This window comes from Kriegella aquimaris (genome assembly GCF_900103215.1).
Lineage (GTDB): Bacteria > Bacteroidota > Bacteroidia > Flavobacteriales > Flavobacteriaceae > Kriegella > Kriegella aquimaris.
In genome coordinates, this window is record NZ_FNGV01000003.1 from 388,184 (window position 1) to 404,783 (window position 16,600).

The window sequence follows — 16,600 nt, forward strand, 5'->3', positions numbered from 1 at the left end:
AATCGAAAGTAGAGATTGCAATAAAACCCGTTTCGCTAAATGTAGTGATTCTAGTCAATTTGAAAACGTAATTACAATTTATCGATCACTTCTCACCCGATGCAGTTGCATCGCCTTGACCAACCATTTTGAGAGGGGTTTTCGCGGATTTCGTTTCTTTAGATCGATATAAATTCCCAATTTCTTTAATACGGGAACTTTATGTGTTTCGACAAACTCGATCAGCGTGCCATCAGGATCTTCGACGTAACTAAAATGTCCAGCTGCCGCACCCATATCGTAACTATCGGCACTATCAACCGTAAATGGGTAATTCAGTTTTTTCGCATGTTCTCGAAGCGCCTCCATACCATACACGTCGAAACATAAATGTATATAACCCAAATCACCCCAGAGTCGATCTTTGTATATTCTATCGGGTTTGCGACCTTCAATCTGAATGAGCTCAATTTCAGCAGGGCCGAAAAGTTCTCCAAATCCACCTACTGTTGTAACACTACGTTTTAGAAGTACTCTTCGAAAGGAAGCATTGCCGCCTGGCAGATTGGAAAAGTCTTGGAACACCGATTTTTCATCGTAAATAACATTGTCAAAACCCAATAGATTTTTATAAAAATGGATAGCTGTTTCAATGTCAGAAACTCCAACAACCACTCCCAGAACACCCCCTGAAACCGATTTTGACGAACAATAACAGTAGTTATCGGCCACCATCTCCACTAAGTTGCCCCATGGATCCGCAAAAAAGAAATGAGGCCATCCGAGTTCGGTAGTATGGATTTCCGTAAGAAATGGTAATTGTAGTTCTTTTAATTCTTTATAGGTTTCATCAATCGCGTTTGACCGAAGTTTCATGATATTAATTCCCAAATCACCCAACAAAATAGGTTTTATTGGGGCTTCGGGAATTCTGTCCGTGAACTGCCAAATTTCTAATCCGCCGCCGCCAACCATGTTCAACGCCAACATAGCTAATCTTGAAAAGGCTTTATTGTCAGTGTATTTCGTCATCAAACCGGCAGTGGCCTCGTCTTGAAAGACCAAAATATCAAATCCCAGATATTTTCGATACCAATTAAAAACTTTTTTGGCATCGGCAACTCCTATACCAATTTGTTGAATTCCATTAATGATTTCTTTCATAAGCTAATTAGGAACCTTTTTGATAGGGAGATCGAATCAAACGGTTGTGTAGGTTTTTCAATTTATTTGCAGGGTATCCAAGTTTAAACAAAATTACCAGAAGCAGATTGGAAAGGTTAACCCTCATATATGAGTTGTTTTGATATTTTCTGGCCGATACGACCAAATCGTTATTTATAATTTTATAACGTACATCGCTCTTTTTCATTCGCTCGAAGAATTCAAAATCTTCCATAACCACCTGATGCCTATCAAAGCCCTGTAATGCCTCGAAAACGGTTTTTCTTATGAAAAGACACTGGTCCCCGCCTCCTGTAAATATACCATCCTTGGCTGTAAACATAGCATTAATCTTGAGAAATACATTTTCTTTATCAAATCGATATGAAAAGAAACCCGCGTCATAGCCCGCTTGAATTGTATTTTCTATATCGTACAAAAACGATTTCGGTGGTCTGACATCCGCGTGTAAGAAAACAAGAACATCCCCCTTAGCCAATTTAGCCGCCTCATTCATCTGCGAGGCCCTACCCATACCATTGCAGCGCAAAAATTTAACATGTTCGGCTACATCGATACTTTCAGAATTATCGGTATTACAAGAAGATAAAGAAATAAAAACCTCCACTTCACTTATCGCAGTGGCCGATGACAAATCTACTAAAAGTGATTTTAAGTTGTCGTATTCATTGTGTGCCGGAATTATTAAACTGATCATAAACGAATACCTTTCATTGATTTTAAGGAGTCAAGCTTTTGGAATCAATTAGTCACTCTTTCGTGAATTTCTTTACATATAATATTTTGCAGTAAAATAGGTGCAATAATTAGGAGTTATAAAATAATAACCCATCATCTGATAGTATTATTATTTTTTTCGACCAAACGCCAAACCTCAACATTTAAATTTTCGTAAGGGGTATTACATGGAAAAATGAAACAGCAATGAAACGTACGATATTAAAATCTTTTATGTTCTCCCTTTTTATGCTCACCCTATATACCGCCAAAGCGCAAAATAAAAGTATTTCATCTATAGATATGAATCAACTATCGGAAAAGTTTCTGACAAATGTTAAAAACAATGCCGACACGAACGATATCAGGGCGCAGTTATATGGCACTACTTTAGAAATTTTGGAGGAAAGTCTAAAAACCGATGAACAAAAATTGGCTTTTTGGGTGAACATTTATAACGCCTATATTCAGGTGCTACTTTCTGAAAATCCTGATTTATATGAAGACAAAAGAGACTTTTTCAAGAGAGAACAAATTCCGATTGCAGGTAGATTGGTATCGTTCGCGAAGATAGAGCACGGTATTATTCGTAAATCGCAATGGCCATTGGGACTCGGAATGGTACGAAAGTGGTTTCCAAATAAATTTGAGCGCAAATTAAGGGTCAGCAAACGTGATTACCGTGTACATTTTGCCCTCAACTGTGGTGCTAAAGATTGTCCGCCAGTTGCCATTTACAATGCTGCACAGCTTGACGAACAGTTCAATCAGAGCACTAAAAAATACTTGGAACGGACTTCGGATTATGATACCAATAAAAAAGAAGTTGCGGTCACCTCGTTATTTAATTGGTTCAGGGGAGATTTCGGATGTAAAAATGGAGTGAAAAAAATTTTAAAAGATTTTGATATTATTCCTACGACAAAACGAATAGCTATTACATATAAAAACTATGATTGGACCCTTGACCTTGATAATTGGATCGAACTTTAGTAAAAAATCCGGTGAAAATACAAGTTGCTCTTAAATCACTTACTACTGCGGAACGGGGTAAATCAGAAGGCTTCTTTAATGGTGAAATAGAAATTGCCGCCTTCATTTGACATGGCGTAATCGACACGTAGTCGAACACCATCCCTTTTGTTTATAATATAGCGCAACCCTACCCCAGCCGCATTGCGGTAAGATGACTCCAACACCTTTCCAAGGTCTGAAGCGACCGTGCCGGTTGAACCAAAGGCCGCTCCCCCGAACCTACCGGCAATTGGAAATCGATATTCCAAAGCAAAACTTAGTTCGGCATTGTCTTGAAAACGACGATTATTAATACCTCGTGTACGTTTCGACCCTAGATAATAGAGGTCGTAGAAGGGCGTATTCTTGCTGCTATGCGCCATGAAAAGATTGGATGCCAAAATATGGCGCTTCGCTAATTTTTGATAATACCTGGTATCGAGTTCTGCTTTGTAATATGAAAACGAAGAACCTAATATTTTAGAGGAAGTAAAAACATTTCCTTGGATATAAAACCCTTTTGTAGGATAGAAAATATGATCTCGTGAATCATAAAAGGCAACGAGACCGATGTTTGAAACCGTACCGTCCCTTTTTCCAACAACCTCGGAAGAACTTAAAATACCATTCTCCTTAATTTTTAGGTCTGAGAACATATCGAGTTCATAACCCAATCCTATTGAAAAATCGGTAAACAATTCACGCACTATTGAAAATCTAACCCTGGGAAACATCACTTCATAGGTTTCTTCGTCTTTCTCTCTGGAATCCATGCCCACCCCATAGAAATTATAGAAATACTTGTAATATCCGAATTCTCCGATAACACGCCATTTTTCATTATCCCGATAGAATTCAAAAGGCATATAGAGTAAAAATTGGCTTTTTGTAGTATAACTAATTCCGAGTTGCACCGAAGAAGGCCGAGTATCCCTATTTTCAGGATTTAACCAAAAAGTTCCTATTCCCAGACCACCAAAACCGAATGCAGTTTCCGGCGTGTAAAAAGCTACCGGAAAAGCCGAAATCTTTAAATTCTTCTTTACGGTACTATCTTGCTGTGTTTGATTTTGGGCCACCATTACAAGATGGCAACAGCACAGCATAAATATGGGTAATATGATGTTCTTGATCATTTATATGAAAAGATGTTAATCGACGCATAGCCAACGAGTTCGTACACATCAAGTGGATTATGTTTAAAAAATAAATATGTTATGAATTCAAATTACAATGGCAAAATATTGAAATTCAAACCTATTCATTGCCCCATCCGATTAAATTACTGGTCGATATAAAAAAACTCAAAATGTTTATGTGCGATACATATGTATAAATCTGCATTCGAGATGAAAAAAATTATAGTTTAGCTCCGTTCATCTGCTTTGCTTTAAACGTTTCCACTTTTTTCTGTAAGAAATAATATGCTGAGATTACTTTGAAAGAGGTTAGCAACATCAAAATTATATATAGCGCAAAGAAGTAATAATCAATAAGAGTTTATTGAGTTCACATTAAGAACTTAAAAGTTCTATTTTATTTGTGTACTTCTTACGGTATAAAAGTATTTTGGTTTTACCGTTTACCTAAGATTTAGAGATACGCATCTAAAAAAACACCTAAATAATACATAAGACGACGCTATCTATACTGAAAATCAAAAAGTCACTGTAAGAAATTGTCATTACAATCGCATCTTACGGGATTATACCGCCAACATCAAACAGTTTTCGAATGAATGCCAATCTATTCATTATAATTAGATTCATTGAATCGAATAGGTATCTGTTTTCTTAAATTGCCATAATCTGGATGATTTGAGATTCCGCTTTCGAAACAACTAAACATTTATGCGCAAATTTCTGGCAATAAAAAAAGCCATTCTACCCACTTTTTTAGGTTTAGCCTTTCTGTCGGTTTTTCTGTTGGGAAATTTAAAGTTCTCTTTCGACTTTAGTCAATTTTTTCCGAAGGGGGATGAAGATCTAATTTTTTACAACGATTTTATAAAAGACTTCGGAAGTGACGACAATTTTCTATTAATTGCCATAGCAAACAAGCCCACTGTTTTTGAAAGTAGCTTTTTAGAAAAGTTCCATCAATTTTCAATGGATTCAAAAAAGTTCTCTTTTGTAAAAGAAAGTCAATCGCTCACGACGTTATTTTATCCCTTAAAAACTTCTTTTGGCTATACCCGACTACCCATCATACATTTACAGGATTCTACGAAGTACGCTGCCGATTGGGAAAAACTTAAAAAAAACGAGCTTTTTTTGAACACCCTGATAGACGAGAAAGGTTCTTCTATGGTCATTGCACTTGAAACAGACGATGAACTCGATTACGATCAATCATTGGCATTATTGAACGAAGTACGCCAATCGTTAACAAAAAATGAACTAACCGAGTACCATCTTATGGGCCGGGCGTTTTTCTTCGAAGCAATTGTACAGATGCAAAAACGAGAGTTGATCGTAACCACTATTATTTCAACGGCATTGGTATTCTTCATACTTCTTTTAGTCTATCGCCGCATCGCCATTGTTCTCATTTCACTTTTTTCGATTGTAATGGCCTTGTTACTTTTCTTAGGAGTTTTATCTGCCCTAGGAAAAGAACTGAATGCATTGGCTGCTTTCTACCCGATATTATTATTGATTGTTGGCACTTCGGATGTAATCCATATAATGGATAGTTTTTTACTAAAAATGCAGATGAAAGAAGATAAGGAAGCTGCTATGATAGCTACCCTTAAAGAAGTTGGACTTATTACGTTATTAACATCGATTACCACTGCCATTGGTTTTACTTCGCTACTATATTCGCGATTGGAGAGTATAAGTAATTTTGGTGTTAATTCTGCTATAGGCGTAGGTGTGGCTTACATCACAGTCGTTTTATTGACAAGCACACTATTATTGATAGTCAAGCCCACACACCTGCTATTAGAGAAAGATACAACATTCAAATGGTCAGTATTTTTATCGAAATTAAATGCATTTACCATTAAAAGAAAGCGGCCCATACTAGTCGGTGCTTTAATTTTAATACCTATCTGTTTTTTGGGAATTTCGAAAATTAGTACTAATTATCAATTTTCGGATGCATTGCCAGAAGGAAGTATTATTGCCAAAGATTTCACTTTTTTTCAGAGGAATTATTCGGGTTTTAGACCGTTAGAAGTGGCTGTTACGACCGAAAAGCCCAACAAAGTGACAGATTTTGCTTTGGTAAAGGAAATTGAAAAGGTTGAAAATAAATTAAAAACAATAGCCGCCATTGGTAATGTACAATCGGTAACCTCTATTTTTAAGACACTCAATAGAGCACATCATCTCAATAAATCGGAATATTATTCGCTACCTATAGAAAAAAGTACTTTCGAAGAATACAAAAAAGAAATCAACAGCCTCGCCAAAAGGCGATTGTTAAAGTTTGTAGATTCTACCGAAACAAAGGCTCGAATAACATCAAAAGTTTTAGATGTAGGGGCAGATAGCTTAAATACTATCTACGACGAGATAAATACATTCGTAGCGACTCGAACCGATAATGCCTTATTACAATTTAAACTGACCGGCAAAGGACTTTTATTGGATAAAAATGCGATCTATGCAAGAGATAGCTTACTTCAAGGATTGTCCCTCGGACTCTTAATGGTAGCGCTATTAATGTCAATACTTTATAAAAATGTAAAACTTGTTCTGATATCACTTATACCGAATGTACTACCACTCTTAATTGCTGGAGCATTGTTGGGGTTTTTAGGCATTCCTCTCGAGGCCTCCATTTCTATTGTATTTGCCATTGTGTTCGGTATTGCGGTCGATGATACCATCCATTTTTTAGCAAAGTACCGATATTGTAGGTCAACAGGGTTAGATAAAGAAGCTGCCTTAGAAAAGACATTCTTAGAAACAGGGAGAGCTTTGATAATAACCACACTTACCCTATTTTTCGGGTTCATGGTTTTATTGTTTTCAATTCACAAACCAAGTATTACGATTGGTTTGCTAGTAAGCACGACCCTATTGGCCGCGCTAATCTTAGATCTATTGTTGCTTCCAATACTGATTCGGAAGATGTTGTAATCTTACATCCGTTTACTAGTAGCATCCTACAAAAGATTAAACAAGGTGGAAAAGTGAAGGGTCAAACGATTTTGCCCAAGAATGTAACATATCAGGCATACTAAATATAGAGCTGTAGAAGTTTCCTTTCAGCACGGTGGCAAATGAAAGAAAAATATTGATTAAAGGGTAATTACTATTTTCTAGACTTCAATGTCTTTCGCAAAGCTTTATGTGCAATCAAGACTTTAAAGGCTACTAATAACATTACTGATATCCACAAGGCAAACAAAACATATTCCATAAAATATCGGGGGATTAAAGTTGGTGGCTATATTTTTTAAATGTCGGTTGCAAAAGGTAAAAATTTAGTGTAAAAACTACAATTATTAAATACGGAACGTAAGTATAGTGATTTTTGTTGTATGCTCCTACAAAAAAATTAAAAATATTCTGAAAATTACTTGTTTAAACTAAGAAAATACCTCAATTTTTGTAATTGGGAGTGTATTTTATACACAAGCTTACTAAAAAAGAGAAATATCAATAAGAATATGCTTCCGACGAAACATTCTTTTTTTCTAAGCTATTAATGAGGAATTTTATCCTTACACATACAGACCTATTTTATATATGATAGCCATAAATTATTCTTTTATTGATTTTACTTTTTTTTCACCTGTCTCCTTATAAATTTCCACATTTTGATACAATACCATCAGTTCAAAAATTTTTCCTTCAATGTACCGCTTATCAATATTTAAGGATTTTCCCTTTTCCTGTTCCTTAAGATAGCTGTAGGGCAAAAGAGTATAAGACTCAGGCGTCGGTGTATTGACAACTTCTATTTCAGACAACCGAAAAGCCCTTATATCCTGTTGTGTTTTATAGTTATACAATCCCTTTTAAGCATAAATGTTGCCACAATATAGTTTCAGCGACTTTAAATAGTATCTATACAAATCTTTTACTCTTCCATCATGACCGTAATAGTCCGCCAAATTTGCATAAAGCCGGATTTTAAGTTTGCTGCTTTTTATCTTTCTAAATTTTGAGATTGTTATCGCCCTTACCTACGAAGGTTTAGTCAAAGGGGATTGGTTTATGATGGTAAAAAAATGCTAGGAAATAAATTTTTTAGCTGTAGCTATAAAAGAAAAAATCAAACAAAGGTTTGAAATTTAGTTAATACATCCTTGGTCATCTATAGCCCTTTTGAACTACTTTTAAAATTATATTTCTTGAAACGAGAAGGTCTATATAGAAGGATGTCCCATATTTTGTTTTAATTTGGTGTTTTAAATCTTCTGTGCATGAACCCATCCTCAGCTGGTTGGATCGATAAATTTGGATTCCTCGTAAAAGAGAAAAAAAATCTTTTTTCTGATTTTTACGATCTCTACGAAGAACTTAAGATTAGCGGATTTATTTACGGTATCAATGTGTCCGGACCAAAATTTATCGAGGCCCAACATCGACCTTCGGAAGACGAAAATGCAAAGGTCAATTTGCTTACGGCTCTTTATTATACCTATAGCTTTGAATACCCAGACTCTAATTTTACAGACTTTCTAGAAAGCATCTTTAAGTTCTATAACAGCCTGGAGGTTGCCAAAATATCGTTTCTGAATAAACTACTCACAGGAAAAAAGACTTCGGCACAATTAGAACTGTTGATCGACTCTCGTGTATATCTCGATGATAATGTAATCAGTAAAACATTTAATAGCATTATCACCAACTCACTTTTATTTATCGATGTATTGACCTTTAAAAAGTATTTAAGGGGAGAAACCGATATAAAGGCATATGCCCAAAACCTCGAATACATTGCTATAAATCTGACCTATCACGCCCTCAATTCCAAAGAAAAGAACAGAACTGACGAAAGACTAGCCCAATTATTCGCCTCATCATTGACTTTTATAGATGCGGAACATGAGAGTTTCGATGGTTCATACCGAGAAAAGCTACTACATAATTATTCGAGAGCAGAGAATCAATATTTTTTAGATATGGCTTGCCTGACCGTATGGGAAGATAAATCGTTGGACTATAAAGAATCAGAATTCATATTCGGAATCGGAAAGGATTTAAATTTAGAGAAGGCCAAAATATCTAAATATCTAGAAGATGTCACTACTTTCTTTTCGTTGAATTCAAAAAGAATGCCTCATTTAAAAGACAGCAATCTTGCCGTTCAACTTTATGAAAGTATGGCCAAAGTGGTAAATAAACTTATTTTACGTAATAGCAAAAGACTGCAAAAAGAACTTTCAGAAAGTAAGGAACTTGTCGCCCTTTTATCGAAATCAACTCTTCGCGATTTAAGTGCTGAAGAGAAAAAGAAGGTGCAAAATCAATTGCTCGATATCTTTAAAAGTATTCCTTCGTTGGCTATTTTTATGCTGCCAGGCGGCGCGGTATTGTTACCTATTTTCATCAAATTGATTCCGAAACTTTTACCCTCTTCTTTTGATGAAAATCGTGTCGAAAAAGACGAATAATACGATTTTTTAACAGTATAAGAAAAATCTATTGTTATATTCATCTATTTATATATCAGAATATTAAAATATTTTATTGCAACCATAGCTTGAAGTCTTGTACACGCTCCCTACTCACAATGATTTCTGCCTCCGAAAAGCGGTTTAACTTGATTTGAAGTCTTGAATTTGTGTATGAAACAATGTCTTTTACATGGTCGACATTCACAAAAAACTTCCGGCTGACACGGAAGAATATTTCAGGGGAAAGTTCGGTCTCCAGATTCTCCAAGGTAGTATCCAGCAAATAATTTCGGCCATCTAAAGTCGCGGCATAAGTTCCTTTATTTTCGCTATAAAAACATTCAACATCGGTAGCGTTGATTATTTTTAAATGCTGCCCCACTCTCGCCGTGAATCTTTTTTTATATTCCCTTTCCAACGGATTGACCAATAGTTTTTTTACTTCCTCAAAATCTAGCGTCAACTTATTAGTCTTTGGCTGCAGAGATTGATATTTATCTACCGCTTTCTTCAAATCTTCATCGTCGATCGGTTTTAACAAATAATCCACACTATTCAATTTAAAGGCTTGGAGCGCATATTCATCATAGGCCGTAGTGAAAATCACAAAGCTTTGAATATCTATTTTGTCAAAAATCTCAAACGAGAGCCCGTCGGAAAGTTGAATGTCTAAAAAAATTAAGTCGGGGTGTTCATTCTGCTCGAACCAGGCTATGGATTCCTCTACGGAATGCAACATTACCGAGACCTCGACCCCAATAGCCTGCAAAAGCCTGTTTAAACGTCTTGCCGAAGGCTTTTCATCTTCTATGATAATTGTTCTCATTGATTGGTTGGTCTTAATTTTTTGGATTTTTGATTTAGAGAGCTCGATAAACCCCTCTTCTTACCTAAATTTCTCGGCATTCTTCTTATCCTCATCGATATACTTTTGAATTTGCCGCTCTTCCCATTCTTTATTAAAAAAGGGACTGAACCCAAACACTTTCGCTGCATGAAAAGCAAGCCCTATACCCCAAAATATGGGCGTAAAGAAATGACCTAAATCCCAAAAGCTATCCATATCTCCTGAAACGGAAGAATACACTCCCACCAGAATAAAAACATTCACGGCCATATAAACGAACAAGTGTATGTAAAAACCTTTAAGCTCCTCCACTCGTTTCTTGGCCCGTCTAAACTTGTTATTATATCTTTCTTCCATTATTTCCATTGTTTTTGTTTTTCATCTTCCTGCATAAATTCCTTAATTTTTCGCTCCTCCCAATTACTACCGAAAAAGGGATTCAACCTAAAAGCTTTTGCCGCTTGAAAGCAAAGCCCGATACCCCAACCTAGGGCCGCCCATAAAAACCAGGGATATCTCCACTCATCCATCCAATAATTAAGCGCTGCCAAAAAAGAAATGAATATAACGTACGAGATAAGCCCGTTATAAAAGCCCTTTATAGCAGTCACCCGTTCTTTTGCCCTTATATACTTTTTCTCATTGTTAGAATTTTCCATGCTATTATTTTTATTTGGTTTATTCAAATTTCGTCAGACTGTCACTCATATTAAAAAAGAGGATACCGAAATGTCGTTTTAGGGGGATAGACTGCAAAAAGTGATAAAATATGACCAAACCACGGCCTTTTTCTAGAATTTATCCTCGTCCATATATTCCCTGATTTTACGCTCTTCCCAACCTTTCCCCCAGAGCGGATTGTACTGAAAAGCTTCAAGACCGTGCATGATGACGCCAAAACCCCAGCCAACAATGGGAAAAATAACCCACGGGAAGCCCGTCGTTTGATAATTTAAGTATGCCAAAAAGGGAATTACCAAGCAATAGGTGATCAAATTGTAGTAAAATCCCTTTATGCTCTCTACACGTTCTTTCGCTTTTTGATAGCGCTTATCGTCAATAAATGTCTGTTGTGCTTCCATAACTGATATTTGTTTTATGAGCATCGGCAGCCGTACGCTAAATTCCGAAGCTGTTTTAGTAATAATTATTTTTCGATCCGTTAAAATACCATACCGTTCTTGTATGTTGCGCAAACCAACACCACTCCCTTTCTTGACCACTTGCTTCTCTTGGAGATTATTACTGACGACAAGCACACCCTCTTCTTCACGAACGACTATATGCAATGGGCGGTCTGCAGTCACAACATTATGCTTTACCGCATTTTCAAGCAACAACTGCAAAGACAACGGCACTATCTTTGCTTCGGAATTGGAGCTCTTCTCTGGAATATCAAAAACAATACTCTCTTCAAACCGCATCTTTAAGAGTTTAATATAGGTTCTCGCAAACTCAAGCTCTTCATCTACCGTTATCAGGTCTTTGTTCTTCTGCTCTAACACGTAGCGGTAAACCTTTGACAAAGAGGTTGTAAATCGTTGTGCTTGCAAGGGATCCTCTTCTATCAAACTGGTAAGTACATTCAAACTATTGAACAAAAAGTGGGGGTCTAGTTGATTCTTGAGCGCATCAAATTTAGCCGAAGCCGTACCCGCTATGATTTTTTGCTCTTTGACCTTGGTTTCCTGCCAATGCTTGTAATAATAGAAAGCGTAGAAAACACCTACGACGACCATGGCAATTATCAATGAAATATAATAATCCCTTGGTCTTTCGTTTTTCAGGAATTCAAATAAGGGGATTTGACGAATGCCTACGCCTAATATTATTCGAGATACAAATATCGCCACGATAGACGCCCCAAAATTACCCAGAACTCCAATCACTAAACGCTTCAATGAACTCATATCATCACCGAATAGCTCATTGAAATACCTCCAAACATAAATATTTGAAAAATAGATGATTATCGAGAAAATCATATTCTCGTAGTATTCCCTCCAAAATATCTGAAAATTGAAGCCCTCATCGAACTTTCCCATAAAATACAGAATCACCAGTATGACAATACTGATAAGAGTTCCTATCAAAAGAGCATTTCCGATATCTTTACTAAATCTCCTCATTCACAGTTTCTTTTCCAATTTTATAGCCATTTCCAAAAAATCATGACTTCCGCTTAAAGTTAACAAAAAGTTTATTTGAAGTTTTTACGGCAACCAACTTAAAACAATCAAAGAGCCTTTCTATTTGCAATTACAAAAACTCAAGACCAAATGTAACAAAGAACCTTATTTTTAAAAATTTGGAAGTTCCCAATTGTCATTTTTAAGGAGTGGGCTGTAAAAACTACGGCACCCAACAATCGCCTTTCGGCGAATCAATTAAATTAACATTAAAAATTACCTTAATTTTGCCGCATGACCAGAAACCTCCAGATACGATTATCGCTTGAAGAAGAAGCTCAAGAAGGGTCTCTTAAGAAAAAGACAGCCAAGCATTTAGGGGTTTCAGAAAAAGACATACGATTAAAGGTGTTGCGGAAATCCATTGATGCCCGAAAACCGATTATCGTCTTCAACTACAAACTAGTGGTTTACACTAAGGAAGACCTCCCCGAACAAAAAGAATACAGTTTTGATTACCAAGATGTATCCAATGCAAAATCAGTGCATATCGTTGGATTCGGACCGGCTGGTATGTGGGCGGCACTACGTTGTCTAGAACTTGGTTACAAACCCGTGGTATTGGAACGTGGTAAAAACGTGCAAGAACGCCGTCGCGATTTAAAAGCGATCAATCGCGACCATATCGTAAATGAAGACAGCAATTACTGTTTTGGGGAAGGTGGCGCCGGAACCTATTCCGACGGAAAGCTTTACACCCGAAGCCTAAAACGTGGCGATGTACGCCGCATTTTTGAGAGCCTGGTACATCATGGAGCGACCGAACAAATCTTAATCGACGCACACCCGCATATCGGCACCAACAAACTGCCGAAATTAGTAAAAAACATACGGGAGACTATTCAAAAATATGGTGGAGAAGTTCATTTCAATGTTAAAGTAACAGATTTTGTAACTAAGGACAATGAATTGAAATCCATTATTTTAAATGGAAATAATGAAATGAATGTGCAGCGCGTTATTTTAGCGACGGGGCATTCGGCACGTGATATTTTTTATCTTTTAGAATCGAAAAAAATTGCCTTAAAAGCGAAGTCGTTTGCCATGGGTGTCAGAGTCGAACATCCGCAACACATAATCGATTCTATCCAATACCACTGTGAAGGCCCTCGTAACGAAATGCTTCCGGCGGCGGCCTATAGCCTTGTGCATCAAGTCAAGAACCGTGGCGTTTATTCTTTTTGCATGTGTCCTGGCGGATTTATTGTTCCGGCCGCCACTGCGCCCGGTGAAGTTGTGGTGAACGGCATGTCCCCTTCCAAAAGAAACAACCAATTTGCCAATTCCGGTATTGTCGTTGAAATAAATGTGGACGAGGATATTCCCAAATATGATAAGTTTGGTGCTTTAAGAGGATTGGAGTATCAAAAAAGTCTAGAGCGTTTAGCGTTTACATCAGGTGGGCGAACACAAACCGCCCCGGCACAGCGATTGACCGATTTTGTGGAAGGCCATCTTTCCCGAGACCTAAATTCAACTTCTTACCAACCGGGATTACAGTCCGCCCCCCTTCATTCGCTCTTGCCAAAATTGATAGGAAGCCGGTTGCGACAAGGTTTTGATGCGTTCGGAAAGAAAATGAAAGGTTATTACACTTCAGAAGCCAATGTAGTTGGCGTGGAATCACGTACTTCGTCCCCCGTGACCATTCCGAGAAATGAAAATTTAGAGCATCCTGAAATCAAAGGGCTTTTTCCTTGTGGCGAAGGAGGCGGTTACGCTGGAGGTATCGTCTCGGCGGCTATGGATGGGGAACGATGTGCAGAAGCCGCTGTAGCCGGGCTCTAAGCGAACGCTGTCTCACTTTTCCGCATGGCCACCCCGAGGTCGTTCCAACAAAGCGAAACCCCATGCATTTAGGCACATTTCACGGTTATCCAAACTTTAGACGTATCTTCGCGGCTTATTTTATTTATAGATGACATTTAAAGACCTCGAATTAGCAGAACCCATATTAAAAGCCGTTGAAGCGGAAGGTTACACTAACCCCACCCCGATTCAGGCACAGGCCATTCCTATTCTTTTAAGAGGAAAGGATCTTTTGGGCGTTGCTCAGACAGGCACCGGAAAAACGGCAGCTTTCGGTATTCCGATCCTCCATCATTTATACACCGCAAAAAACGGTAGCCAAGGTAAAAGACGCATCAAAGCATTGGTAGTGACCCCAACACGGGAACTGGCCATTCAGATCGGGGAAAGTTTTACGGCATACGGTAAGTTTACCGGCCTTATAAACACGGTGATTTTTGGTGGCGTCAAACAAGGCAAGCAAGTTCAGGCCTTACGCAACGGCGTTGATATTTTAATTGCCACTCCCGGACGGTTATTGGATTTGATGAACCAAGGGTTTATCTCGTTTCGCGATCTGGAGTTTGCCGTTTTAGATGAGGCTGATCAAATGCTTGACATGGGTTTTATTCATGATATCAAAAAAATCATCGCCAAGTTACCTCCAAAACGCCAATCACTTTTCTTTTCGGCCACCATGCCCAACGATATTGTAACCCTTTCAAAAAAATTGCTGGGCGACTTTGAACGTGTGACCATAAAACCCGAACAAGCCACAGCAGAGAAAGTAGAACAAGGCGTTTTCTTTGTAAGCAAAAAGAACAAGCCAAAACTTTTGGTGCATCTGCTAGAGGAAAAACCCAGCGATTCGGTACTCGTATTTTCAAGAACAAAACACGGAGCGAACAAAATTGTAAAAAAATTAGATCAGGCCGGTATTCGGTCGGCCGCTATTCATGGCAACAAGTCACAAACAGCACGGCAAAAGGCATTGGGTGCTTTTAAAGATGGAAAATTAAAAGTGCTGATCGCCACCGATATCGCTGCTCGCGGTATTGATGTGGAAGAACTATCGCTAGTCATCAACTACGACTTGCCAAATGTCTCGGAAACGTATGTGCATCGTATTGGCAGAACAGGACGGGCCAGTGCCAGTGGCATTGCTTTATCTTTCTGTGATAAGGAGGAAAGGCCATATTTGCGTGACATCGAAAAATTAATTAAGCAAGAAGTACCTCGAATGCCCGAGCATCAATTTGTTGATGACGATACAGAGGAAGAAGATACACCTCAGCAACAACCTCGACGACCTCAAAATCACAACCGGTCACGTAATCAAAACAGGAATAGTTCCGGAAACCCAAATTACAAAGGCGGGAACAATCGTAACAGAAATAGCCGTAATAAATCAAGAGGTAGGGATTAATATTCTTTCTTTGAGAAAGCGGTTCTTCAACTACCCCGCACGACTTTTAATCATTATATAATCGAATTGAATTGCACTGGAAAGCCCGGTCGAAGCTCTTGGCTACCCCTGTTTCGTTTCTTCTGCTAAAGGTTCAGTTTACATCTAAGACGTTTCACTTGCCAATCTGTCCGTTTCACCCAGAAACCTCCTTTATCATCACGTATGTCCCTTTACATTTGCCCAAGTAATCAGGAATAAATCCCGATAACAAGCGTAACCTAAAAACATATAATCATGATAAAATTAAGTCTCGTATTAGCAACTGGTGTATTAACTATGCTGTTTTCAAATTTTTCCGGCCATGAGAATCAGAATAATACCAACGAAATCAAAACAGAAACGAGCACCTTCTTTACCAATGGAAACTGTCCAGAAATGGAAGCGGAAAGCTTAAGCCTTAAAAACATAATTTTTATTGAAGAGGAAGAAGAAATCGTCTTGGATTTTGATACGACTGCCTATTTACCTATTGCCTTCAACGCATATAAAGACATGGAATTCAGCCTTAAGGAGCTTGCATTCATTGAGGATGAGGAAGAAATAGTTCTAGATTTTGACACTTCGAACTATTTACCCTTGGGTTTTAACGCCTACCAACCTGCAAAATTAGACCTGAACGACATTTTATTCATTGAAGAAAAAGAGGAGGCTGTTTTAGACTTCGACACAGCTAATTACTTGCCAGAAGGTTTCGATGCATACAGTGATGCAAGGTTAAACTTGAACGATATTATCTATGTTGAAGAGGAAGAAGAGATTACTCTCGGATTTAAAGTTGCGGATTATCTTCCCAAAGATTTTGACGCCAACGCTAAATAAGAATTTTTAAAACT

14 protein-coding genes are annotated in these 16,600 nt (G+C 37.8%); 6 read left to right on the plus strand and 8 right to left on the minus strand.

Going from position 1 to position 16,600, the window contains the following annotated elements; translation table 11 throughout:
• Window positions 1–78: 78 nt before the first annotated feature.
• Both BLS33_RS09445 and BLS33_RS09450 read right to left on the minus strand, forming a co-directional pair.
• Window positions 79–1,143: a VOC family protein gene (locus BLS33_RS09445; RefSeq protein WP_089887845.1), complete on the minus strand. Its 1,065-nt coding sequence runs from the start codon at window positions 1,141–1,143 to the stop codon at window positions 79–81.
• 7 nt (window positions 1,144–1,150) lie between these two features.
• Window positions 1,151–1,861, minus strand: coding sequence for a glycosyltransferase (locus BLS33_RS09450; RefSeq protein ID WP_089887847.1), 711 nt, complete (start codon window positions 1,859–1,861; stop codon window positions 1,151–1,153).
• 227 nt (window positions 1,862–2,088) lie between these two features.
• Between BLS33_RS09450 and BLS33_RS09455 the strand changes: the two genes are divergently transcribed.
• Entirely contained in the window at window positions 2,089–2,874 is a 786-nt protein-coding gene (locus BLS33_RS09455) for a DUF547 domain-containing protein (protein WP_245731351.1), read from the plus strand.
• Between the two features lie 62 nt (window positions 2,875–2,936).
• On the opposite strand, the gene BLS33_RS09460 is transcribed toward BLS33_RS09455, so the two are convergent.
• The gene (locus tag BLS33_RS09460; RefSeq protein WP_089887849.1) at window positions 2,937–4,031 is read right to left on the minus strand and encodes a BamA/TamA family outer membrane protein; all 1,095 of its coding nucleotides are present in this window, start codon (window positions 4,029–4,031) and stop codon (window positions 2,937–2,939) included.
• A gap of 714 nt (window positions 4,032–4,745) precedes the next feature.
• Between BLS33_RS09460 and BLS33_RS09465 the strand changes: the two genes are divergently transcribed.
• On the plus strand, window positions 4,746–6,986 hold the full coding sequence (locus BLS33_RS09465) for an efflux RND transporter permease subunit (RefSeq protein WP_089887851.1): 2,241 nt from the start codon (window positions 4,746–4,748) through the stop codon (window positions 6,984–6,986).
• 626 nt (window positions 6,987–7,612) lie between these two features.
• Here the strand turns inward: BLS33_RS09465 and BLS33_RS09470 are convergent.
• Entirely contained in the window at window positions 7,613–7,864 is a 252-nt protein-coding gene (locus tag BLS33_RS09470; RefSeq protein WP_089887853.1) for a hypothetical protein, read from the minus strand.
• 414 nt (window positions 7,865–8,278) lie between these two features.
• Between BLS33_RS09470 and BLS33_RS09475 the strand changes: the two genes are divergently transcribed.
• Window positions 8,279–9,472 carry an LETM1-related biofilm-associated protein gene (locus BLS33_RS09475; protein ID WP_089887856.1) on the plus strand — a complete coding sequence of 398 codons (1,194 nt, stop codon included), beginning with the start codon at window positions 8,279–8,281 and terminating at the stop codon, window positions 9,470–9,472.
• Window positions 9,473–9,545: 73 nt separating this feature from the next.
• Here the strand turns inward: BLS33_RS09475 and BLS33_RS09480 are convergent, their stop codons facing one another.
• The 4 genes from BLS33_RS09480 to BLS33_RS09495 all read right to left on the minus strand — a co-directional run bounded on the left by BLS33_RS09480 (window position 9,546) and on the right by BLS33_RS09495 (window position 12,451).
• Window positions 9,546–10,301 carry a LytR/AlgR family response regulator transcription factor gene (locus BLS33_RS09480; RefSeq protein WP_089887859.1) on the minus strand — a complete coding sequence of 252 codons (756 nt, stop codon included), beginning with the start codon at window positions 10,299–10,301 and terminating at the stop codon, window positions 9,546–9,548.
• 60 nt (window positions 10,302–10,361) lie between these two features.
• Entirely contained in the window at window positions 10,362–10,679 is a 318-nt protein-coding gene (locus tag BLS33_RS09485; RefSeq protein WP_089888181.1) for a 2TM domain-containing protein, read from the minus strand.
• Complete coding sequence (locus BLS33_RS09490) at window positions 10,679–10,981, minus strand: 2TM domain-containing protein (RefSeq protein ID WP_089887862.1); 303 nt, start codon at window positions 10,979–10,981, stop codon at window positions 10,679–10,681. Before BLS33_RS09490 ends, BLS33_RS09485 begins: the two co-directional genes overlap by 1 nt.
• A gap of 132 nt (window positions 10,982–11,113) precedes the next feature.
• Entirely contained in the window at window positions 11,114–12,451 is a 1,338-nt protein-coding gene (locus tag BLS33_RS09495) for a 2TM domain-containing protein (protein WP_089887864.1), read from the minus strand.
• Between the two features lie 294 nt (window positions 12,452–12,745).
• Between BLS33_RS09495 and BLS33_RS09500 the strand changes: the two genes are divergently transcribed.
• From BLS33_RS09500 to BLS33_RS09510, 3 genes are all read left to right on the plus strand, one after another.
• Window positions 12,746–14,299: an NAD(P)/FAD-dependent oxidoreductase gene (locus BLS33_RS09500; protein WP_089887866.1), complete on the plus strand. Its 1,554-nt coding sequence runs from the start codon at window positions 12,746–12,748 to the stop codon at window positions 14,297–14,299.
• A 130-nt stretch (window positions 14,300–14,429) separates the two neighbouring features.
• A complete protein-coding gene (locus BLS33_RS09505; RefSeq protein WP_089887868.1) occupies window positions 14,430–15,725 on the plus strand; it encodes a DEAD/DEAH box helicase in 1,296 nt (431 codons plus the stop codon).
• Between the two features lie 276 nt (window positions 15,726–16,001).
• The gene (locus tag BLS33_RS09510) at window positions 16,002–16,586 is read left to right on the plus strand and encodes a hypothetical protein (protein ID WP_143017596.1); all 585 of its coding nucleotides are present in this window, start codon (window positions 16,002–16,004) and stop codon (window positions 16,584–16,586) included.
• Window positions 16,587–16,600 lie beyond the last annotated feature (14 nt).